The sequence below is a fragment of the Mesorhizobium sp. B2-4-19 genome (genome assembly GCF_006441315.1).
GTDB lineage: Bacteria > Pseudomonadota > Alphaproteobacteria > Rhizobiales > Rhizobiaceae > Mesorhizobium.
Window position 1 is genome coordinate 64285 of record NZ_VFUV01000022.1, and the last position, 20138, is coordinate 84422.

Here is a 20138-nt window from a genome sequence, read left to right on the forward strand (position 1 = left end):
CCTGAATCGTGATCCTGTTTCCTGCCATCGACCTCATGGACGGCCAATGCGTGCGCCTGAAGCACGGCGATATGGCGACCGCGACCATCTACAACGATGATCCCGCCGCGCAGGCAAAAGCCTTCGAGGATCAGGGTTTCGAATGGCTGCACGTCGTCGACCTCAACGGCGCCTTCCAGGGCCAGAGCGTCAACAGCGCGGCGGTCGGCGCCATCCTCAAGGCGACGAAGAACCCGGTGCAGCTCGGCGGCGGCATCCGCACGCTGGCCCAGATCGAGGACTGGCTCGACCGGGGGCTGGCCCGCGTCATCCTCGGCACGGTGGCGGTGCGCGATCCCGACCTGGTCAGGCAGGCCTGCAAGGCTTTCCCGGGCAAGGTCGCCGTCGGCATCGACGCCAAGGGCGGCAAGGTGGCCGTCGAGGGCTGGGCCGAGGCGTCGAGCCTCGGCGTCGTCGAACTGGCGAGGAAATTCGAGGGCGCCGGCGTGGCCGCCATCATCTACACCGACATCGAACGCGACGGCGTGCTGACCGGCATCAACTGGGACGCCACCATCGGCCTCGCCGAGGCGGTGTCGATCCCGGTCATCGCTTCGGGCGGCCTCGCCTCGATCGCCGACATCGTGCGCATGACCATGCCCGACGCACAGAAGCTCGAAGGCGCCATTTCGGGCCGCGCGCTCTATGACGGCCGCATCGATCCGGCCGAGGCGCTGGCGATCCTGCAGGGTCGGCCGGGGGCAAAATCGTGAAAATCACCATCATCCTGGCCTCCTATGACAGCGGCCACTATCACGGCGGCATGGGCCAGGGCCCGGACGCGCTGATCGCAGGCGGCCTGGTCGACGCCCTGACCATTGCCGGCCACGAGGTCGCGGTCGCGGATATCGGCAGGGTCGGTGACGACCAGGAACGCGAGATCGCCACAGGTTTCGCCGTCTGCAACGCCGTCTCTGGCGAGGTCCGCATTGCCATCGACAGGGGACGGTTCCCCATCGTGCTCGCTGGAAACTGCCTGACATCGGCCGGTGCGGTCGCCGGCGAGGGCGCCGATGCGATCATCTGGGCCGACCAGCATGGCGACCTCAACACGCCCGAGACCTCCGTCTACGGCTTTCTCGACGGCATGGCGCTGGCGACCGTGCTTGGCCTGTGCTGGCGCCCGATGGCATCAGCCATTCCCGGCTTCAAGCCGATCGATCCCTCGCGTTGCGTGCTCCTCAATGCCCGCGATCTCGATCCGGCCGAGGAAGGGCTCCTCAAGACTTTGCCGGTGATCCGCACCGAATGTCCCGGCGTGGGGCCGGCAACCGCGAAGCTGAAGGCCGCGGGCGCCAAAAGCGTGCACATGCATCTCGATCTCGACGTGCACGACCCCAAGGAGCTGCAGGCCAACCGCTACATCACGTCAGGCGGGCCAAGCCCTGAACAATTGCGCGACGCGGCTTGCGCCATGGCGCTTGCGGTGCCGGTCGTCGGCATCACTATTTCCGCCTACGATCCGGCCTTCGACGCGCAGGGCGACGTCCCGCCGCTGGTCGGCGAGCTGCTCAACGATCTCATTGCCACGATAGAGGGCCGCTGATGCTGAAAGCCCGTGTCATCCCATGCCTCGACGTCAAGGACGGCCGTGTCGTCAAGGGCGTCAATTTCGTCGACCTGATCGACGCCGGCGACCCGGTCGAGGTGGCCAAGGCCTATGACGCCGCCGGTGCCGACGAGCTCTGCTTTCTCGACATCACCGCCTCGTCCGACAACCGTGAAACCATCTTCGATGTCATCGCCCGCACCGCCGAGCAGTGCTTCATGCCGCTGACCGTCGGCGGCGGCGTGCGCCAGGTCGCCGACATCAGGAAGCTGCTTCTGGCCGGCGCCGACAAGGTGTCGATCAATACGGCGGCGGTGAAGAACCCGGATTTCGTCGCCGAAGCCGCCGACAAGTTCGGCAACCAGTGCATCGTCGTCGCCATCGACGCCAAGAAAGTGTCCGGTATCGGCGAGGCCGACCGTTGGGAGATCTTCACCCATGGCGGGCGCGAGAAGACCGGCATCGACGCGGTCGAATTCGCGCGTCAAATGGTCGATCGCGGCGCCGGCGAGATCCTGCTGACCTCGATGGACCGCGACGGCACCAAGGCCGGCTACGACATCGCGCTGACACGTGCGATCGCTGATGCGGTGCGCGCGCCGGTCATCGCTTCGGGCGGCGTCGGCACGCTGGATCACCTCGTCGAAGGCATTCGCGACGGCCATGCCGGCGCGGTGCTGGCGGCCTCGATCTTCCATTTCGGCACCTACACGATCGCCCAGGCCAAAGCGCATATGGCCGCCGCCGGGCTGCCGATGCGGCTGGACTCCTCGGGCGATCGGCCCTAGAGGCTGTTCCGGCTAAGAAAAGGGCCCCAGGCGCCATGGCTGAATTTTCGTTCTCCGATCTGGAGACAATCATCAGGGACCGCGCCCATTCCGGCGACCCGGATTCCTGGACGGCGAAACTGTTCGCGCGCGGCATCGACAAGGCGGCCCAGAAACTCGGCGAGGAGGCGGTCGAGACGGTGATTGCCGCCGTCAAGGGCGACAGACAGGGCCTCGTTTCCGAAAGTGCCGATCTTATATATCATTGGTTCGTCGTTCTCGGCCTCTCGGATGTTCCGCTGAGCGACGTGCTCAAGGAGCTCGAAAGCCGCACCGGGCGTTCGGGCATCGCCGAGAAGGCGTCACGGCCCAAGGGCTGACCGCGGGGGAGGGCAGGTATCTCGATGGATCAGCTCGCGCCAACCGAGAAATATTCCCCCTTTCGTTTCTTCTCGGCCGAGCAATGGTCGCAATTCCGCGCCGACACCCCGCTGACGCTGAGCGAGGACGAGTTCCGCCGCCTGCGTTCGCTCAACGATCCGGTCGACCTCGAGGAGGTCAAGCGCATCTATCTGTCGCTGTCGCGGCTTCTGTCCGCCCATGTCGAGGCGAGCCAGCTCTTGTTCCGGCAGCGCCAGGCCTTCTTCAACGCCGTCGACATCGTCAAGACGCCGTTCATCATCGGCATCGCCGGCTCCGTCGCCGTCGGCAAATCGACCACCGCGCGCGTGCTGAAGGAGCTTCTGGCGCGCTGGCCGTCGAGCCCCAAGGTCGATCTCATCACCACCGACGGTTTCCTGCTGCCCAATGAGGTGCTGCGCCGCGAGAACCTGATGGAACGCAAGGGCTTTCCCGACAGTTACGATGTCGGCGCGCTGCTGCGTTTCCTCTCGGGCATCAAGTCGGCGCTGCCGGATGTCCGCGCGCCGGTCTATTCCCACCTCACCTATGACGTCATTCCCGGCGAGTTCGTCACCATCGACCGGCCCGACATCCTGATCTTCGAAGGCATCAATGTCCTGCAGCCGGGCAAGTTGCCGCAGGACGGCAAGATCGTGCCCTTCCTGTCCGATTTTTTCGACTTCGCCATCTATATCGATGCCGACGAGAAGCTGATCCACGAATGGTACATCTCGCGCTTCATGCGGCTGCGCGAGACCGCTTTCCGCAATCCGGACTCCTTCTTCCACCGCTACTCGCAGCTTTCGGAGGAAGCGGCGCGCGCTATCGCCGAAGGCCTGTGGTCCAACATCAATCTGAAGAATTTGCGCGAGAACATCCTGCCGACCCGCGCCCGCGCCGACCTCATCCTGCGCAAGGGCGCCGACCATCTGGTCGAGGAAGTGGCGCTGCGCAAACTTTAAAGCAATTCCAGGAAATGTGGCGGGCCAGTCACCGGCCCGCCACACGGCATTCATGGCATCCGCATCGCGGCTCAGCCATTGGCGAACGGCACGGCGACATAGATCTGGCTGCCCTCGCGTTCGACCAAAAGCAGCACCGACTTGCGGCCCGATTTGCTCGCCTGCGTGATCGCCTGCGTGACCTGCCTGGCGCTCTTCACCGGGGCCTGGTTGACGGCGACGATGATATCGCCGGGTTGGACACCGGCGGCGGCCGCCGCGTTGTCGGGATTGACGCTGGCGACCACCGCGCCACGCTCGTTGTCGGCGAGGTTCAGCTGCTGTCGAATGTCGGGCGTGATGTCCAGCAGGCCGAGCCCGATCGCCGGCACGCGCGCGCCCTGCTCGGCGCCTGGCGCGCCGGAATCGCCGACCGATGCCGTCTTCACATCTTCGCTGTTTTGCCCGACGTTGACGGAGATCTGCATGGCCTTGCCCTTGCGCCAGACCTCGAGCGGTTCCTTGGCGCCCGGCGAGACGTCCGCGACGGCCCGTGACAGGTCCTTGGGGTCTTTCACGTCCTGGCCGGCGAAGCCGGTGATGACGTCGCCGGTGGCGATGCCGGCCTTGGCCGCCGGCGAGCCGTCATTGACCTGCGAGACCAGTGCGCCGCCAGCATGATCGAGCCCGATGGCGGCAGCTACGTCCGGCGTCACCGGCTGGATCTCGACGCCGAGATAGCCGTATTCGATGTTGCCGCCCTTCATCAGCTTGGCGACCACCTTCTGGGCCTGGTCGGACGGAATGGCGAAGCCGACGCCGACGCTGCCGCCATTGGGCGAATAGATCGCCGTGTTGATGCCGATGACATTGCCGTTGACATCGACCAGCGGACCACCGGAATTGCCATGGTTGATCGGCGCGTCGATCTGGATGAAATCGTCGAACGGCCCGCTATGCAGGTCGCGGCCGCGTGCCGAAACGATGCCGGCGGTGACCGTGGTGCCGATGCCGAACGGGTTGCCGATCGCCAGCACCTGGTCGCCGGTCATCAGCTTGTCGGAATCGCCCCATTTGACCGTCGGCAAGGCCTTGTCGGATTTGATCTTGAGCACCGCCAGGTCGTTCTTGGCATCGCGGCCGACAAGCTTGGCTGGAAGCTCGGTACCGTCGTCGAGCGTCACCTTGATGGAAGAGGCGCCGTCGACGACGTGATTGTTGGTAACGATGGTGCCATCTGTGCCGACGATGAAGCCGGATCCGAGGGCTTCCTGGCGCGGTGCCTGCTGCGGCGGCGTCTTGGGCATTGGGGCGCCCTGATTGCCGAAGAACTGGTGGAAATAGTCGTCGAAAGGCGAACCGCCGTCGAAAGGCGAGGTTTCGCCCATGGTTTCAGCCTGTGCCTTCATGACCGTTGTGACCGTCACTACGGCCGGCTTGGTGGTGGCCACGACCGGCGCGAACGAGCCGTTCGGGGCCTTGATCCCCACGATTGGGGTCTGGGTCGTCGCAACGGCGTTGCTCAGGCCGGCGTTGCCGCCGCTTTGGGCAAACGAGACGACGACGGGGGAGATGATCAGCGCAGCGCCCAGCAGGGCGGCGACGCGATGTCTGCGAAGAATACCAAGAGGTGACATGGTCGTTCTGTCCGGGCGAGGGTTGTTCCGGCGCCGCGGGCAGCTCTTGGGAGAAGCGCTCGTCGGCGTGTCGACGGCCGGACTGCCCGTCTCGCCGTACATGGCGGCCGGCCGGATCGACACCGAGGTATCTAGGGTGCCGATCGGCCCGAATTAGGGTTTTTGGCCGACCTTACGAAGATTTAATTCAGGGAGCGCTTACGGATCGTCATGACGGCGCAGATAGTCGGTCGCAATCTCGCGCATACGCTTGCCGTCAAAGCTCGGTCCGTGGCCGCCATGGCCGATGCGGATCGGCAGGGCGAGCAGGCGCTGCATGGTGCTGGCATAGGCGGCCCGATCGGAATCCGGCAGCGAATCGATCAGCGTGTCGTCGTAGATGGCATCGCCGCTGAAGAAGAGCCCGTCGGCCTCGTCGAAAAGCGCGATCGAATCCGGCGAATGCCCGGGCAGGTGCAGCACGCGGAATTGCCGGTCGCCGAGATCGACCACGTCGCCCTCGTCAAGCACCCTCGTCAGCGGTGCCGAGGGGATCTTGTAGTCGGCGGCCTTCCAGCCCGGCGCCGGCAATTTCGACACGGCGCCTTCGAGATCATGGAACATGTAGGCATAGGTCGCCGCCTCATCCATGCTTTCGAATTGCGCGGCGCTCATCCTCGGTCCGGCCCGCCACGGAAATTCATGCAGCGAGCCGACATGGTCGAGATGGATGTGGGTGGCGACGACCAGCAGCGGCTTGCCCTGCGGCGTCTCGATCTGCGGCGCCAGCGGGCAGATGCCCATGCCGGTGTCGACCAGGAGGTCGGCGTCGCGGCCGCGCAGATGCCAGATGTTGGCGCGCACATAGTTATGCACGAACGGCTCGGTCAGCATCGTCGTCCTGTCGTCGACAATGCTCTTGCTGAACCACTCCATTAAACGAAAGGCTTCCCGACCTTGTACTTCTCCGGCACCAGCCGCTTGAGATAGGCCATGCCGGCCTCGGACAGTTGGTTGACGTCGGGCTTCATGAAATCGTCAGGCATGTGACGGGTCTTGCCGGCGACGTTCTTCAGCGGCACCTTCTTCAGAACGGTCTTTGCGCCGTCATATTGCAGCGCCACGGAGCCGCCGCCCTGTTCGGCGACGGACACGGCGAAGGCGCCGGCATCGAACGCCTCTTGCGCGTCGACCGCGCTGATGGCGCCGACATAGCCGCGCGGCATGTAGCCGAGCGCGTCGACGCGGGCCCGCTTGCCCGGCAGGCCTTCGGCCAAGGCGCGCTCGAGGGCTGCCGGCAGGTCGCTGCCCGACAATTTGACGTTGCCATGCGCGTCGCGCTCGAGCTTGTCCGGCGGTACCAGGCTTTCGACCAGCGCCTTGCCGTCGGCGGTGCTTACCCCTTCCGACACGGCGACGATGCAGCGCTTGTGGCGGTCGAGCGTGGCACGCACATCGTCGATGAAGCCCGCGGCCGAGAAGGGCCGCTCCGGCACGTAGACCAGATGCGGGCCGCTGTCGGGATCGAGCTGCCAGGCGGCCGCCGCTGCCGTGAGAAAACCGGCATGCCGGCCCATCACGATGCCGACATAGATGCCGGGCAAAGCGCGGAAATCGAGATCGACCGAGAGGAAGGCGCCGGCGACGAACTCGGCCGCCGAGATGAATCCCGGCGTATGGTCGTTCTCTTCCAGATCATTGTCGATGGTCTTCGGTGCATGGACGAAAGCGATCGAGCCGCCGGCGGCGTCGGTCAGGATCTGCTGTGTGCCCGACGTGTCGTTGCCGCCGATATAGATGAAGGCGTCGGCGCCGGCCTTCTTCAGGCCGTTGAGAATGACGTTGCAATAGGCGGCATCCGGCTTGTCGCGCGTCGAGCCGAGTGCCGCGCTTGGCGTTCCCGCTATCAGCCGCAGCCGATCCTCGGGGATGCCCGAAAGGTCGACATAATTGCCGTCGCGAATGCCGCGCACGCCATGGATGGATCCCAGGACCTTGGCGCCCGGATGCCGCTTGCGGATCTCCAGCGTGGCACCAACGACCGTCTGGTTGATGACGGCGGTCGGGCCGCCGCCTTGCGCGATAACAAAAGTTCCGGCCATTCCTGACGTCTCCCGAGCGATGTTTTCAAGGCACCTTGGCCTGTCTTGCCGCATCACGCAACGGGAGACTCGCGAGCATGATCCCGAAAAGTGGAAACGGGTTTTCGGGGAAAGTTCATGCTCGAACAGGAAGATAGAAGCGCCGGCGTAGGCCGCCCAAACAATCAGATGACGACGACCGGGTTTTTCTTCGAGACGCGGCTGTAGAGGTCGATGATGTCCTGGTTGATCAGCCGCACGCAGCCCGACGACATCGCCTGGCCGATGCTCCACCATTCGGGCGAGCCGTGGATGCGGTAGCCGGTGTCCTTGCCGTCCTGGTAGATGTAGAGCGCGCGCGCGCCGAGCGGGTTGGTGAGGCCGCCGGGCTGGCCGCCCTGCCACTTCACCAGTTCGGGCTTGCGCTGGATCATCTCCGGCGGCGGCGTCCAGGTCGGCCATTCACGGCCATACTGGATGTTGGCGCGGCCGGACCAGCGGAAGCCGTCCTTGCCGATGCCCACGCCGTAGCGGATGGCGTCGCCGCCCGGCTGGACGAGATAGAGCATGCGCTCCTTGAGATGGACGACGATGGTTCCCGGCGCCTCGCCCGTCGTGTCGACGACGATCTGACGGCGGAATTCCGGCTTGACCTTGAGATAAGGCACTTCAGGCAGGTTGAAACCATTGTCCGTCAAAGCGGCGTACATCAGGTCGGGGCTGGTGATGTTCCTGTCGACGCTGATTGCCGGCCGCATCGGCGGCACGGAACCGGTGACCGTATTGTCGAGTTCGAGCGCCGGCATGCCGCCGCCGGAAGTCGAGCAGCCGGCCGCACCCAGCAGCGCAAGCGCGCCTGCTCCGGACAGGATGGCGCGGCGGGAAAGTTGATGATCGGTTTCGATTGCGTCGCCGTTTCGTGGCGGCGTCAGACCTTGCGGCAACTCACGCATATACCCAAACCCTACGCTGTCGGCGGGAAGCACGGTCCGGCCGGATAGCGGGCATTTTCATCATTCATGGTTGATAAAGCGTGAATGCCTTGCGCTGCCTGCATTTGCGCCTGGCTGGCGGCATCGGGCCGTCCCGAATGGACTGGCAACCGGGCGTTCCAGCACAAAAAGACCCAGGTCGGGTCATAATCCCGGCGCCAGCCTTTCCTACGCATCAGGCGATCAGCGAGGGGCCTGCATGTGCAAGACGTTAAAAATCGACATCACGCTTTTTTGCCGCTGCCATTGTCGCGGCCGCCTTGGTTCTCGGTGCCGATGTCAGCCTGGCCGATATCGTGAGCACGCTGGGCGGCGCGAACTGACGCCGACCTGTCTTTGGCGCAATTGATACCGCGGCAATGGCAGGGAAAGTGCGTGGCGGTCTTCCGCCCGGATTTTCGTAAAAACAGAAATCAGGCCTCTTTACATTGCCCCTAGGCTGAGGATTTATCCTTCTCCTTAACCCAAGGGAGACAGACATGTCCTTCGAGAACTGGGCCGCTTTCGCCGCCGCGTCGACCATCCTGCTCATCATTCCGGGTCCGACCATCCTGCTGGTCGTGTCCTATGCGCTGGGCCAGGGCTGGCGCACCGCTTTGCCGATGGCGGTTGGCGTGGCGCTCGGCGATTTCACCGCCATGACCTTGTCGATGCTCGGCATCGGCGCGCTGCTCGCCGCTTCGGCGACCGTCTTCACCATACTGAAGCTGATCGGCGCCGGCTATCTGATCTATCTCGGCGTGAAACTGTTCCGCGCCGGCGGCGCGCTGAAGGCCGAGCCGCGCACCGACGCGGTGTCTTCGGCCAAGATGATGGCGCATGCCTGGCTGGTCACCGCGCTCAACCCGAAAAGCATCACCTTCTTCGTCGCCTTCCTGCCGCAGTTCGTTGACCGGCACGCCGATTTCTGGACGCAGATGCTGATCTTCGAGACGACATTCCTGGCGCTCGCCTTCGCCAATGCCTTCGGCTATGCGCTGATCGCGGCCCGCGCCCGAAACGTCGTGCGCAATCCCAAGGCGATCCGCATCTTCAACCGCACCGGCGGCACGCTGCTGGTCGGCGCCGGCATCGCCACGGTGGCGATGCGTTCGGGTAATTGATGTCCCGACGGAGACGCCATGAGGCCCCGAGGGCCTCACCATTTGACGTTGATACCGACATTGCCCTCGAGGATGCGGCGCTTGTCGCCGCCCAGATTGGTCGTGTAGTCGCCGGTGGCAAAGAGGCTGACCTTGTCGGTTACCTCAGCGACCACGCCGCCGCCGAACTCGAAGGAGGTCGACCGGCCCTCGGTCGAGATGTCGGTGGTGTCGAAATTGACATGGCTGATGCCGCCGAAATCGTGCCAGATGTTGGCTTTGAGGTAGGGCTGCAGCGCCACGCCGTTGATGGTGGTCTCGCCCTGCAGCCGTGCACCGAGCCGGCCGCTGACGCTGTCGTCGGTGTCGAAGGAAACCGACGAGAAACGGTCGTTGGTGTCGTCGAGCGACAGATGCTGCCAGACCAGTTGCGCCTGCGGTTCAAGCGTCCAGCCCTGCGCCAGCGCGATTGGGTAGCCGCCTTCCAGCGAAGCGGTGACGCCTGTTCCGCCGACATTGATGCCGATGTCGCGCGACGACGTCGCGTCGCCGCCGAAGAAGGTGGCCATGAGGACGCCGTCAAGGTACCAGCCGCTTTGGCCGATCCGGGTCCAGTAACCGCCGACGCTGGTGCCGGTGACGTCGAGGCTGCCGACGGACAGATCGTTCCATCCCAGCGCCTGGCCGCGCAAATCGCCCTTCATGCTGGCATAGGCGACGAACAGGCCGGCGCGATCGATTCCGCCCGAGGCGGTGTCGCGGCCGAACACGTCGAAGCCCGCCTGGAGCCCGTACAGCGTGCCGTCGAAGGAGGGCGACACCGTTCCCGACCAGCCCATCTTGGCGTCCTGGCCATAGATGCGGCCCCAGACCGGCGATAGCTCGGGGTTCGACAGCAGGCCTTGCTCACCCCGCCGTTCGTGGAAGGTGCCGAGCGTCGTCATCGCCAGATGTTCGGCCACCGGCGGCAAGGCCGAATAGACCGGCACCTCGATGCGGTAGAGCGGGATCACGGCTGCCTGCACCGCCCTCGCTCCGGGTGTCGGCGGCGCCGGCTGGACAGGCGGCGGGCCAGGCAGTGTCGGCACTGGAAGTGCGGGCGCTTCGGTCGGCACCGGCGGCGGCGGCGGCGGATCCGCCGGAGGCGCCGGTGGTGGTGGCGGCGGTGGTTCGGGTTGCCGGTCGCTGGCCTGGACAGGCGGTGTCGGGTCGACCGGCGGATTGTTGATATCGCCCTCGCTCGGCGGCGGCGTCGGCGGCAGTTCGGAGGGCGGCGGCGGTGGCGGCTCGGCCGCCGGCGGCACCGGTTCCACCGGCGGAGGGGGCTCGACCGTCGGTGGCGCCGCGGCCGGCGTCGTCGGTTGATGAACTGCAAAGGCTGCTGGCATGGACCTTATGCGGTGCATGATTGGCACGTCCGTGGCTCATGATTTAAGATCGCCTTGGCCCGCAGGGTCTGGGGCTTGTCCCAGGTCGATCAGAGGATGTTGCATGGCAATCAGGGACGCATTCGGCCTGACATTTTCGGGCGCCACCGAAGCGGGGTTCACGCCCTACACCCAGGCCGTGCGTGAACTGCTGTGCTTCATCGGCGATCCCGTCGCCTCCGTCGACCGTGCCATATCGGAGGATCCCGGTTTCGTCATGGCGCATGTCTTCAAGGGCTATCTCTTCGGCCTCGCCACCGAGCGCGACGCTACGGCGGTGGCCAGGGCTTGCCACGAGGCGGCGCTGCCGCTTGCCGCGACGATGCGCGAAGAGGCGCATGTCTTGGCCCTTGGCCACCTCGCCAACGGGCGCTGGCATGACGCCGCCAGGATCCTCGAGGATATCGCCATCGAGACCCCCCTCGACGCGCTGGCGCTGCAGGTCGGGCACCAGATCGACTTCTTCACCGGCAATGCCCGCATGCTGCGTGACCGCATCGCCCGCGCCTTGCCGTCATGGCAGGGCGGCATGCCGGGCTACCACGCTATTCTCGGAATGCAGGCCTTCGGGCTGGAGGAAATGGGCGACTATGCCAGGGCCGAAAAGCTCGGTCGCGCGGCGGTCGAGATCGAGCCGCGCGACGGCTGGGCGCAGCATGCGGTCGCGCATGTGATGGAAATGCAAAGCCGGCAAAGGGACGGGATCGCCTGGATGCGCGCCAATCCCGAAGCCTGGACAAAGGAGAGCTTCCTGCAGGTGCACAATTGGTGGCACCTGGCGCTGTTCCATTACGATCTCGGCGAGATCGACCAGGTGCTGGCGCTCTATGACGGACCGATCTATGGCACGCCATCGGCGATGGCGCTGAATATGGTCGATGCGTCGGCAATCCTGTGGCGGCTGCATCTCGGCGGCATCGATGTCGGTGACCGCTGGACGGCGCTCGCCGCCAATTGGCCCAAGGCCGGTGCCGGCGATTATGCCTTCAACGATGCGCATGCGATGATGGCCTTCGTTGGCGCCGGGCTCGACGCCCCGGCGCGGACCTTGCTCGATGCCCAGCGCGAGGCCATGCGCGGCAATGGCGACAACGCCGCTTTCACGCGCGATGTTGGCCATCCGCTGACGCTGGCGATCAAGGCGTTCGGCGAGGGCAACTACAGCGAGGCCGTGCACCTGATCCGGCCGATCCGGGCGATCGCCAACCGCTTCGGCGGCAGCCACGCACAGCGCGACGTCATCGACCTGACGCTGATCGAAGCGGCCTTGCGGGCCGGTGACCGCGCGCTCGCCGGGGCGCTCACGGCCGAGCGTTCGATGGCGCGGCCGGATAGCCCACTCTCCGTGCTGCTGGCGCGACGCGCGGCCGATTTGTCAGAGAATTGACCGCAAGCCGAACTTGCCTTAAAAACTGGCTCAGCCAGATTTTTTCGAGATCCGAAAAAAATAATTGGCATGGGAGGATGACATGTATCTCGGCCTCGACCTGGGCACGTCGGGCGTCAAGGCGCTGCTGATCGATGCCGGACAGACCGTCGTCGGCTCGGGCCATGGCTCGCTTGACGTTTCGCGGCCGCGTCCCGGCTGGTCCGAACAGGATCCGTCCCACTGGGTACGCGCCTGCGAAGACGCGATCGCCGAACTCAGAGCCTCGCATCCCAGGCAATTCGCGGCGGTGAAAGGCATCGGCCTGTCCGGCCAGATGCACGGGGCGACCTTGCTCGATTCAGCTGACAAAGTGCTGCGCCCCTGCATCCTGTGGAACGACACGCGCAGCCATGTCGAGGCGGCGGCGCTCGACGCCGATCCGCGCTTCCGCAAGCTCACCGGCAACATCGTTTTCCCCGGCTTCACCGCGCCCAAGCTCGCCTGGATGAAGAACAACGAACCCGCCATCTTCGCCAAAGTAGCGAAGGTGCTGCTGCCGAAGGATTTCCTGCGGCTTTGGCTGACCGGCGAGCACATTTCCGAAATGTCCGACTCCGCCGGCACGTCCTGGCTTGATGTCGGGGAGCGCCGCTGGTCGCCCGAATTGCTGGCGGCAACGTCGCTCGACGACAAGCAGATGCCGTCGCTGGTCGAGGGCACCGAGAAGGCCGGCGGTTTGCGCGCTGAATTGGCGTCGAAATGGGGCGTCGAGGCCGGCATCCCGATTGCCGGTGGCGCCGGCGACAATGCAGCCTCGGCCTGCGGCATGGGCACGGTCGGCGCTGGCCATGCCTTTGTCTCTCTCGGTACGTCGGGCGTGCTGTTTGCCGCCAACGCGTCCTATCTGCCCAACCCGGCAAGTGCTGTCCACACCTTCTGCCATGCGCTGCCCGACACCTGGCACCAGATGGGCGTGATCCTATCGGCGACCGATTCGCTCAACTGGCTGTCGGAGATCACTGGAAAGGGTGCGGGCGAACTGACCGCCGAACTCGGCGACGCACTGAAGGCGCCGACCGGTGTATCCTTCCTGCCCTACCTCTCTGGCGAGCGCACGCCGCACAATGATTCCGCCATCCGCGGTTCCTTCACCGGGCTGGCGCATGAATCGAGCCGCGCAGTGCTGACGCAGGCGGTGCTCGAGGGCGTCGCCTTCGCCTTCCGTGATAGTCTCGAAGCCCTGGAGACAGCCGGCACCACATTGACGCGAGTGACGGCGATCGGCGGCGGCTCACGCTCGCGCTACTGGCTGAAATCGATCGCCACCGCGCTGCAGGTGCCGGTGGACATTCCCGCCGACGGCGATTTCGGCGCCGCCTTCGGTGCTGCCAGGCTCGGTCTGATCGCGGCGACGGGTGCCGATCCGCTGGTCGTCTGCTCCGCCCCAAGGACGGATGCCACGATCGAACCGGATGCCAAGCTCGGCGGCGCCTATGCGGACGCCTACCACCGCTACCGGGCGCTCTATCCGGCAATCAGGGCCGTAACCGCGTGAGTCGGCGCCAGGCACCCCCCTCTGTCCTGCCGGACATCTCCCCCTCAAGGGGGGAGATCAGCAGTTCCTTTGAAGGAAGCTATCTGTCAGCCTCGGCGACTGGCGGAGACGATGGTGACAGCCAATCTCCCCCCTTGAGGGGGAGATGCCCGGCAGGGCAGAGGGGGGTGCCTGGCACCTCCCTTACTCAGCTAGGCTCACTGCGCCGGCACTTTGTCCAGAAAACCGGTGATGCTCTTCAGGCGGCCGTTCTCGATGACGCCGATGTCGGTGCCTTCGATCACCGAAGGAACGCCTTCAGGCCCGAGGTTCCAGGAAAAGCGGATCTTGTCGGCGAAGCCGTCCGGCGTGCCCTTCAGCGAGAAGCGGAAGCCGGCAAAGCGTTGCTGCACGCCGTCGATGAGCGCCGCGACACCGTCATGGCCGTCGCCCTGCATGACCGGATCGCGATAGCTGACGTCTTCGGTGAAGGTGGCCTTCAGCAATTCGGCGCGACGGCCGGCATCGCTTTCGTTCCAGGCGGTGATGTAGCCTTCGGCGATCTTGTTGAGGTCGGTCATGGTCTGTCTCCTTTGTTTAATGGCTTTGACATCAGCCTTTTCGACCAGCCTGGGACCGAAACCAATTACGCCTGAGGTAATCAGGGCGAACTATTCGAGAGAGGACAGAAATCATGAGCAGCGGATTTTTCGGCGACATCCAGAAGATCAAATATGAGGGGCCGGATTCGACCAATCCGCTGGCCTACCGCTTCTACAATCCTGACGAGGTGGTGGCCGGCAAGCGGCTGGAAGACCATCTGCGCTTCGCCGTCGCCTACTGGCACTCCTTTGCCTGGCCGGGTGGCGACCCGTTCGGCGGCCAGACCTTCGACCGCCCCTGGTTGCCCAAGGCCGGCGGCATCGACACGATGGAACTGGCGAAGCTCAAGGCCGATGTCGCCTTCGAGATGTTCTCGCTGCTCGGCGCACCCTATTTCTGCTTCCACGACGCCGATGTCCGCCCCGAGGGCAAGGACTTTTCAGAAAGTGCCGCCCGCCTCGACGAGATCGCGGACTATTTCGCCGGCAAGATGAAGCAGACCGGGGTCAAGCTGCTCTGGGGCACGGCGAACCTGTTTTCGCATCGCCGCTTCATGTCGGGCGCCGCCACCAATCCCGATCCGGATGTCTTTGCCTATGCGGCGGCAACGGTGAAAAGCTGCATCGACGTCACCAAGCGGCTGAAGGGTGAGAACTATGTGCTGTGGGGCGGACGCGAAGGCTATGAAACGCTGCTCAACACCGACCTTGCCCGCGAACAGGAACAGGCCGGCCGCTTCCTCAGCCTCGTCGTCGACTACAAGCACAAGATCGGCTTCAAGGGCACCATCCTGATCGAGCCGAAGCCGCAGGAGCCGACAAAGCATCAGTACGACTATGACGTCGCAACCGTTTACGGCTTCCTCAAGCGCTTCGGCCTGGAGAAGGAGGTCAAGCTCAACATCGAGCAGGGCCACGCCATCCTCGCCGGCCACTCCTTCGAGCACGAACTGGCGCTCGCCAATGCGCTCGGCGTCTTCGGTTCGATCGACATGAACCGCAACGACTATCAGTCGGGCTGGGACACCGACCAGTTCCCCAACAACGTGCCGGAAATGGCGCTGGCCTACTACCAGGTCCTGCAGGCCGGTGGCTTCAAGACCGGCGGCACCAATTTCGACGCCAAGCTGCGCCGTCAGTCGCTCGACCCGCAGGACCTGCTGATCGGCCATATCGGCGGCATGGATTCTTGTGCGCGCGGCCTCAAGGCCGCGGCCCGCATGGTCGAGGACAAGGCGCTGTCGGCGCCGCTGGCCGAGCGCTATGCCGGCTGGAACACGGCAGAAGGCAAGGCAATGCTGTCGGGCAAGCGCACGCTGGAGGACATCGCCGAGCGCGTGGTCAAGAAGAAGATCGAACCGCAGCCGCGCTCCGGCCGTCAGGAATTGCTGGAAAACATCGTCAACCGCTACGTCTGAGGTGTCTTGCGGTGCCCGATTCGGGCGCCGCAGAGCTGAAAATTGCATTCCGCGCGGGGTGGAACCACGTAAGCATGATAGAGCTCGGCGAGGCGTTGGACCACCTCGCCGGCGATCGGCGGTGGCCGTGGACGCGTGGGGACGAGCCTGTCGCCGGAACACCGCGCTGAGGGCTGCGCCGGCCTTGTAGCACTGCGCCGCAATGCCAAAAGGTTTTGCCCGCGCCGCCCCTCAATGACCTCGCTCTTGCCTTCAAACTGCCGTCACGTATCTCGTATAAAAGGGACCTGTGGCGGGTGAAAAGGAAGGAGGCGAACCGATATGCAGCATGAACGCGAAATCGACGCCCTGCTCTCATCCGGTGAGACCGGATCGATCATCGACCGGCTGATGGCGCTGCCGCGGCCGACCGACGACGTTAAAAACGAATGGGATCGCGCCGTCAGCAACCGCTTTGAAATCCGGCTGGTGAGACAGATGCGCTCGCAGATCGATGCCGGCAGCGACAGGCAAAACGCCGCCTGATTCCCCTGAACTGACTTAGCCCCGGCGCAACCTCACGGGGGCCTCGCCAAACGCTCTTGAAAACGCTCTGGAAAATGCCGCGGCGGACGAGAATCCCGTCCGCCCGGCAACATCCGCCATGGCCACGCGCGTGTCGACCACCAGTCGGCGCGCGGCCCCCAGCCGCAGCCTCAGATAATAGGCGCCCGGCGTCTCGCCGATCGACTTGCGAAAGATGCTCTCCAGGGTCCGCGCCGTCACGCCGGCGCGCTTGGCGATGGCTTCTATGGTCAGCGGCCGGTCGACATGCGCTTCCATCAGCCGGATGGCCTGCGCCAGGCGCGGATCGTAGCCATCGAGCCGGCCGAGCGAGACCAGCGGCTGCGCATCGGTCGCCACGCGCGCCTGATCGTAGATGAACGCGCTTGCCACATCGAGCGCCACGGCCATGCCGAGCCGGGTGCGGATCAGGTGCAGCATCAGGTCCAGGGTCGGCGACGCGCCGCCCGTGGTGAAGACGGGCCCATCGATGATGTATCGGTCGGGGCGCACGTCGACGCCCGGAAAGGCGGACGAAAAATCCTCCATGTCCTCCCAATGGGTGGTGGCGCTGCGCCCTTCCAGCAGGCCGGCGCGCGCCACCAGCCATGTGCCCGCCTCGACGCCGCCGCAGGCGCGGGCCGACCGCGCCGCGCGGCGCAACCCGGCGAGCAAGGCCGACGTCGCATAGTTCTGCGTACCGAAGCCCGCGACCACGACCAGGACATCGGTCGGTTCCGTCGCATCGAATCGGCCGCTGACCGCCACGGGCAGGCCGCATGTCGTGACCGGCGCCTCCCCGGTTACCGAAACCAGCTTGAAGTCGAACAGGATTTCGCCGGCGATGCGGTTGGCGGCCCGCAGCGGATCGACGGCGCACGCCACGCACATGATGGATGCCCCGGAAAACACGAGCAACGTCACCTTGAGCGGCGCCTGCTCGGCGCGAAAGATTGTCGCTTTTTCGTTTTTTGTCATGCAGCCTTCGTAAAGCGCAAAGCAGCCGCCTGCAAGTCGCGCAATGTTATGCGGGTCCCTGTGCATGTCGTTGTCCCAAAACCGGTTCCCACTTTTGGGCGACATGCATGGCTGTTCGAATTGGGAGGAGAATTCCATGCCGCTTGCGATGAACCGTGAGGTCTTCATTACCTGTGCCGTGACCGGATCCGGCGGCTCGCAGGATCGCTCTCCGCATGTGCCGCGTTCGCCCAAGCAGATCGCCGATTCGGCCATCGACGCGGCCAAGGCCGGCGCGGCCATCGTCCACTGCCATGTCCGCGACCCCGAGACCGGCAAGCCGCGACGCGATGTGCATCTCTACCGCGAAGTGACCGAGCGTATCCGCGATGCCAACGTCGACGTCGTGCTGAACCTCACCGCCGGCATGGGTGGCGACATGGTGTTCGGCTCGCCGGAAGCGCCGCTGCCGCTCAACGAAAAAGGCACCGACATGGGCGGCGCCACCAACCGCATGGAGCATGTGCGCCACTGCCTGCCGGAAATCTGCACGCTTGACTGCGGCACCATGAACTTCGCCGAAGCCGACTATGTCATGACCAACACGCCCGGCATGCTGCGCGCCATGGGCGGCATGATGACGGCGCTCGGCGTCAAGCCCGAGATCGAGGCTTTCGACACCGGCCATCTCTGGTTCGCCAAGCAGCTGGTCGAGGAAAAAGTGCTCAACCCCGACGCGCTGGTGCAGCTCTGCATGGGCGTGCCGTGGGGCGCGCCGGACGATCTCAACACCTTCATGGCCATGGTCAACAACGTGCCGTCGACCTGGAACTGGTCGGCCTTTTCCATCGGCCGCAACCAGATGGCCTATGCCGCGGCGGCCGTGATCGCCGGCGGCAACGTCCGCGTCGGTCTGGAGGACAATCTCTGGCTCGACAAGGGCGTGCTGGCCACCAATGCGCAGCTCGTCGAGCGCGCTGCCAGCATCGTCGCCAATCTCGGCGCCAGGATCCTCGGCCCGGAGGAAGTGCGCAAGAAGCTCAACCTGACCAAGCGCGCGCCGATCGCAGCCGCGGCATAGGCGGGGGCTGGCGATGGCTACTACCGTCAAATTCACCGCGATGAAGGATGGCGACAGGCAAGACTACGAGTTCCTGACCGCCCATGAGACCGACTATGCCGCCAAGACCGGCGAGCGGCTGCTCGACGCGCTGGTCCAGCTCGACGAGGGTCTGTCCGGCTACAAGATCACCCGGCTCGGCCATTCGTTGCAGGCGGCGACGCGCGCCTGGCGCGACGGCGCCGACACCGACTGGATCGCCTGTGCGCTGCTGCATGACATTGGCGACATCTACGCGCCCTACAATCACGACGAATACGCCGCTTCGATCCTGAAGCCCTTCGTGCGCGAGCAATGTACCTGGGTCGTCGAGAAACACGGCGACTTCCAGCGGCTCTATTACGCCCATCATCTCGGCGGCAACCGCCATGCGCGCGACCGCTTTGCCGGCCACGCCTATTTCGACGATTGCGACCAGTTCTGCGAGCGCTGGGACCAGTCGAGCTTCGATCCCGATTACGAGACGCTGCCGATCGAGTTCTTCCGGACCTTCGTGCTCGAGGTCTTCGCCCGCAAGGCCTACGACGCATCCGTGATCCGCGCCGGCGAGCGCGTGCTTCTCATTGATCCCGAAACAGCCAGGACAAGAACCGGAGCTTGCGCATGAGCATCATCAACAAGGCGGCCGCCATTGGCGGCGGTGTCATCGGCGCCGGCTGGGTGGCGCGGCTGCTGCTCAACGGCATCGACGTGTCGATCTTCGATCCCGATCCGGAAGCTTCGCGCAAGGTCTCGGAAGTGATGAAGGGCGCGCGCCGCGCCTACAAGCAGATGGTGCCCGGCGGCTTGCCGAAAGAGGGCAAGCTCAGCTTCGCCAAGACCATCGCCGAGGCGGTCGCGGACGCCGATTTCATCCAGGAAAGCGTGCCGGAGCGGCTCGACCTCAAGCACAAGGTGCTGGCCGAGATCGACGCCCATGCGCCGGCCAACGCCATTGTTGGCTCCTCGACCTCCGGCATCAAGCCGACCGACATGCAGGTGGCGATGAAGAAGCACCCGGAGCGGCTGGTCGTCGGCCATCCGTTCAACCCGGTCTATCTCCTGCCGCTGGTCGAAATCGTCGGCGGCGAGCAGACCTTCCCCGAGGCGATCGAAGTCGCCAAGGAGATCTATGCCTCGATCGGCATGAAGCCTGTCGTCATCCGCAAGGAGATCGAGGCCTTCGTCGGCGACCGCCTGCTTGAGGCGGCATGGCGCGAGGCGCTGTGGCTGATCAAGGACGGCATCTGCACCGTCGAGGAACTCGACGACATCATGCGCTACGGCTTCGGCCTGCGCTGGGCGCAGATGGGCATGTTCCAGGTCTATCGCGTCGCCGGCGGCGAGGCCGGCATGCGCCACTTCATGGCGCAGTTCGGGCCATGCCTGAAATGGCCGTGGACCAAGCTGATGGACGTGCCGGAATTCAACGACGAACTGGTCGACCTGATCGCCACCCAGTCGGACGACCAGGCGCATGGCCTGTCGATCCGCGAACTGGAAAAGATCCGCGACGACAATCTGGTCGCGATCATGGATGCGCTGTCGAAGCAGAACAAGGGCAAGGGCTGGGGCGCCGGCGCCTTGCACAAGGATTACACCAGGCAGTTGGCCAAGCTGGCGGCGAAGAAGCCGGCGGCTTCCAAGGCCGCCGAAAGGGCCAAGGCCTCCAGGCCGGTGAAGAAGGCGGAAAAGCCGAAGAAAAAGAAGAAGGGCTGAG

At 65.0% G+C, this 20138-nt stretch carries 21 protein-coding genes; 14 read left to right on the forward strand and 7 right to left on the reverse strand.

Going from position 1 to position 20138, the window contains the following annotated elements; genetic code table 11:
* The first annotated feature begins 8 nt into the window (after positions 1–8).
* From hisA to coaA, 5 genes are read left to right on the forward strand one after another with little or no spacing between them, the layout of a single operon-like run.
* Positions 9–752 (forward strand): 1-(5-phosphoribosyl)-5-[(5-phosphoribosylamino)methylideneamino]imidazole-4-carboxamide isomerase, encoded by a 744-nt coding sequence (gene hisA, locus FJ546_RS27780; RefSeq protein ID WP_140892228.1) that lies wholly within the window; start codon positions 9–11, stop codon positions 750–752.
* A complete protein-coding gene (locus FJ546_RS27785) occupies positions 749–1585 on the forward strand; it encodes an arginase family protein (protein WP_140892229.1) in 837 nt (278 codons plus the stop codon). The genes hisA and FJ546_RS27785 overlap by 4 nt, the downstream gene beginning before the upstream one ends.
* Positions 1582–2376, forward strand: a complete 795-nt coding sequence (gene hisF, locus FJ546_RS27790; protein ID WP_181168118.1) for an imidazole glycerol phosphate synthase subunit HisF — start codon at positions 1582–1584, stop codon at positions 2374–2376. Before FJ546_RS27785 ends, hisF begins: the two co-directional genes overlap by 4 nt.
* 35 nt (positions 2377–2411) lie before the next feature.
* Positions 2412–2735: a phosphoribosyl-ATP diphosphatase gene (locus FJ546_RS27795; RefSeq protein ID WP_140892231.1), complete on the forward strand. Its 324-nt coding sequence runs from the start codon at positions 2412–2414 to the stop codon at positions 2733–2735.
* A gap of 24 nt (positions 2736–2759) precedes the next feature.
* Positions 2760–3719 carry a type I pantothenate kinase gene (gene coaA / locus FJ546_RS27800; protein ID WP_095771496.1) on the forward strand — a complete coding sequence of 320 codons (960 nt, stop codon included), beginning with the start codon at positions 2760–2762 and terminating at the stop codon, positions 3717–3719.
* 71 nt (positions 3720–3790) lie between these two features.
* Here the strand turns inward: coaA and FJ546_RS27805 are convergent, their stop codons facing one another.
* The gene (locus FJ546_RS27805) at positions 3791–5335 is read right to left on the reverse strand and encodes a DegQ family serine endoprotease (protein WP_140892232.1); all 1545 of its coding nucleotides are present in this window, start codon (positions 5333–5335) and stop codon (positions 3791–3793) included.
* On the opposite strand from FJ546_RS27805, the gene FJ546_RS31370 reads away from it, so the two are divergent.
* Positions 5334–5492: a hypothetical protein gene (locus FJ546_RS31370; protein WP_181168116.1), complete on the forward strand. Its 159-nt coding sequence runs from the start codon at positions 5334–5336 to the stop codon at positions 5490–5492. The two genes, FJ546_RS27805 and FJ546_RS31370, sit on opposite strands and share 2 nt — an antisense overlap.
* Before the next feature lie 41 nt (positions 5493–5533).
* Here the strand turns inward: FJ546_RS31370 and FJ546_RS27810 are convergent, their stop codons facing one another.
* The 3 genes from FJ546_RS27810 to FJ546_RS27820 all read right to left on the reverse strand — a co-directional run bounded on the left by FJ546_RS27810 (position 5534) and on the right by FJ546_RS27820 (position 8348).
* Entirely contained in the window at positions 5534–6250 is a 717-nt protein-coding gene (locus FJ546_RS27810) for an MBL fold metallo-hydrolase (protein WP_140892233.1), read from the reverse strand.
* Positions 6250–7416, reverse strand: a complete 1167-nt coding sequence (locus tag FJ546_RS27815) for a diphosphate--fructose-6-phosphate 1-phosphotransferase (RefSeq protein ID WP_140892234.1) — start codon at positions 7414–7416, stop codon at positions 6250–6252. The genes FJ546_RS27810 and FJ546_RS27815 overlap by 1 nt, the downstream gene beginning before the upstream one ends.
* A 164-nt stretch (positions 7417–7580) precedes the next feature.
* Entirely contained in the window at positions 7581–8348 is a 768-nt protein-coding gene (locus FJ546_RS27820) for a L,D-transpeptidase (RefSeq protein ID WP_140892235.1), read from the reverse strand.
* Positions 8349–8866: 518 nt separating this feature from the next.
* On the opposite strand from FJ546_RS27820, the gene FJ546_RS27830 reads away from it, so the two are divergent.
* Complete coding sequence (locus tag FJ546_RS27830) at positions 8867–9490, forward strand: LysE family translocator (RefSeq protein WP_140892236.1); 624 nt, start codon at positions 8867–8869, stop codon at positions 9488–9490.
* 35 nt (positions 9491–9525) lie between these two features.
* Here FJ546_RS27830 and FJ546_RS27835 read toward each other — a convergent pair whose 3' ends face one another.
* Entirely contained in the window at positions 9526–10857 is a 1332-nt protein-coding gene (locus tag FJ546_RS27835; RefSeq protein WP_246686988.1) for an autotransporter outer membrane beta-barrel domain-containing protein, read from the reverse strand.
* Positions 10858–10960: 103 nt separating this feature from the next.
* Between FJ546_RS27835 and FJ546_RS27840 the strand changes: the two genes are divergently transcribed.
* On the forward strand, positions 10961–12283 hold the full coding sequence (locus tag FJ546_RS27840) for a tetratricopeptide repeat protein (RefSeq protein ID WP_140892237.1): 1323 nt from the start codon (positions 10961–10963) through the stop codon (positions 12281–12283).
* 82 nt (positions 12284–12365) lie between these two features.
* Positions 12366–13820, forward strand: a complete 1455-nt coding sequence (gene xylB, locus FJ546_RS27845; protein ID WP_140892238.1) for a xylulokinase — start codon at positions 12366–12368, stop codon at positions 13818–13820.
* Positions 13821–14017: 197 nt separating this feature from the next.
* On the opposite strand, the gene FJ546_RS27850 is transcribed toward xylB, so the two are convergent.
* A complete protein-coding gene (locus tag FJ546_RS27850) occupies positions 14018–14380 on the reverse strand; it encodes a nuclear transport factor 2 family protein (RefSeq protein WP_095771506.1) in 363 nt (120 codons plus the stop codon).
* Between the two features lie 113 nt (positions 14381–14493).
* Between FJ546_RS27850 and xylA the strand changes: the two genes are divergently transcribed.
* Both xylA and FJ546_RS27860 read left to right on the forward strand, forming a co-directional pair.
* A complete protein-coding gene (gene xylA, locus FJ546_RS27855) occupies positions 14494–15819 on the forward strand; it encodes a xylose isomerase (RefSeq protein WP_140892239.1) in 1326 nt (441 codons plus the stop codon).
* Between the two features lie 321 nt (positions 15820–16140).
* A complete protein-coding gene (locus FJ546_RS27860; RefSeq protein WP_140892240.1) occupies positions 16141–16344 on the forward strand; it encodes a hypothetical protein in 204 nt (67 codons plus the stop codon).
* 15 nt (positions 16345–16359) lie between these two features.
* Here the strand turns inward: FJ546_RS27860 and FJ546_RS27865 are convergent, their stop codons facing one another.
* Complete coding sequence (locus FJ546_RS27865) at positions 16360–17340, reverse strand: GlxA family transcriptional regulator (RefSeq protein ID WP_140892241.1); 981 nt, start codon at positions 17338–17340, stop codon at positions 16360–16362.
* A 136-nt stretch (positions 17341–17476) separates the two neighbouring features.
* On the opposite strand from FJ546_RS27865, the gene FJ546_RS27870 reads away from it, so the two are divergent.
* From FJ546_RS27870 to FJ546_RS27880, 3 genes are read left to right on the forward strand one after another with little or no spacing between them, the layout of a single operon-like run.
* Positions 17477–18400 (forward strand): 3-keto-5-aminohexanoate cleavage protein, encoded by a 924-nt coding sequence (locus tag FJ546_RS27870; RefSeq protein ID WP_140892242.1) that lies wholly within the window; start codon positions 17477–17479, stop codon positions 18398–18400.
* 13 nt (positions 18401–18413) lie between these two features.
* Entirely contained in the window at positions 18414–19046 is a 633-nt protein-coding gene (locus tag FJ546_RS27875) for an HD domain-containing protein (RefSeq protein WP_140892243.1), read from the forward strand.
* Complete coding sequence (locus tag FJ546_RS27880; RefSeq protein ID WP_140892244.1) at positions 19043–20137, forward strand: carnitine 3-dehydrogenase; 1095 nt, start codon at positions 19043–19045, stop codon at positions 20135–20137. The genes FJ546_RS27875 and FJ546_RS27880 overlap by 4 nt, the downstream gene beginning before the upstream one ends.
* Position 20138: the final 1 nt, after the last annotated feature.

What these genes read in the sequence shown, in the direction of transcription:
- FJ546_RS27820 (WP_140892235.1), bottom strand. Translation starts at nt 8,348, where the DNA reads ATGCGTGAGTTGCCGCAAGGTCTGACGCCGCCACGAAACGGCGACGCA.
- coaA (WP_095771496.1), top strand. Translation starts at nt 2,760, where the DNA reads ATGGATCAGCTCGCGCCAACCGAGAAATATTCCCCCTTTCGTTTCTTC.
- FJ546_RS31370 (WP_181168116.1), top strand. Translation starts at nt 5,334, where the DNA reads ATGGTCGTTCTGTCCGGGCGAGGGTTGTTCCGGCGCCGCGGGCAGCTC.
- FJ546_RS27810 (WP_140892233.1), bottom strand. Translation starts at nt 6,250, where the DNA reads ATGGAGTGGTTCAGCAAGAGCATTGTCGACGACAGGACGACGATGCTG.
- xylA (WP_140892239.1), top strand. Translation starts at nt 14,494, where the DNA reads ATGAGCAGCGGATTTTTCGGCGACATCCAGAAGATCAAATATGAGGGG.
- FJ546_RS27870 (WP_140892242.1), top strand. Translation starts at nt 17,477, where the DNA reads ATGCCGCTTGCGATGAACCGTGAGGTCTTCATTACCTGTGCCGTGACC.
- FJ546_RS27865 (WP_140892241.1), bottom strand. Translation starts at nt 17,340, where the DNA reads ATGACAAAAAACGAAAAAGCGACAATCTTTCGCGCCGAGCAGGCGCCG.
- FJ546_RS27835 (WP_246686988.1), bottom strand. Translation starts at nt 10,857, where the DNA reads ATGCCAGCAGCCTTTGCAGTTCATCAACCGACGACGCCGGCCGCGGCG.
- FJ546_RS27830 (WP_140892236.1), top strand. Translation starts at nt 8,867, where the DNA reads ATGTCCTTCGAGAACTGGGCCGCTTTCGCCGCCGCGTCGACCATCCTG.
- FJ546_RS27860 (WP_140892240.1), top strand. Translation starts at nt 16,141, where the DNA reads ATGCAGCATGAACGCGAAATCGACGCCCTGCTCTCATCCGGTGAGACC.
- FJ546_RS27815 (WP_140892234.1), bottom strand. Translation starts at nt 7,416, where the DNA reads ATGGCCGGAACTTTTGTTATCGCGCAAGGCGGCGGCCCGACCGCCGTC.
- FJ546_RS27850 (WP_095771506.1), bottom strand. Translation starts at nt 14,380, where the DNA reads ATGACCGACCTCAACAAGATCGCCGAAGGCTACATCACCGCCTGGAAC.
- FJ546_RS27840 (WP_140892237.1), top strand. Translation starts at nt 10,961, where the DNA reads ATGGCAATCAGGGACGCATTCGGCCTGACATTTTCGGGCGCCACCGAA.
- FJ546_RS27805 (WP_140892232.1), bottom strand. Translation starts at nt 5,335, where the DNA reads ATGTCACCTCTTGGTATTCTTCGCAGACATCGCGTCGCCGCCCTGCTG.
- FJ546_RS27875 (WP_140892243.1), top strand. Translation starts at nt 18,414, where the DNA reads ATGGCTACTACCGTCAAATTCACCGCGATGAAGGATGGCGACAGGCAA.
- FJ546_RS27880 (WP_140892244.1), top strand. Translation starts at nt 19,043, where the DNA reads ATGAGCATCATCAACAAGGCGGCCGCCATTGGCGGCGGTGTCATCGGC.
- xylB (WP_140892238.1), top strand. Translation starts at nt 12,366, where the DNA reads ATGTATCTCGGCCTCGACCTGGGCACGTCGGGCGTCAAGGCGCTGCTG.
- FJ546_RS27795 (WP_140892231.1), top strand. Translation starts at nt 2,412, where the DNA reads ATGGCTGAATTTTCGTTCTCCGATCTGGAGACAATCATCAGGGACCGC.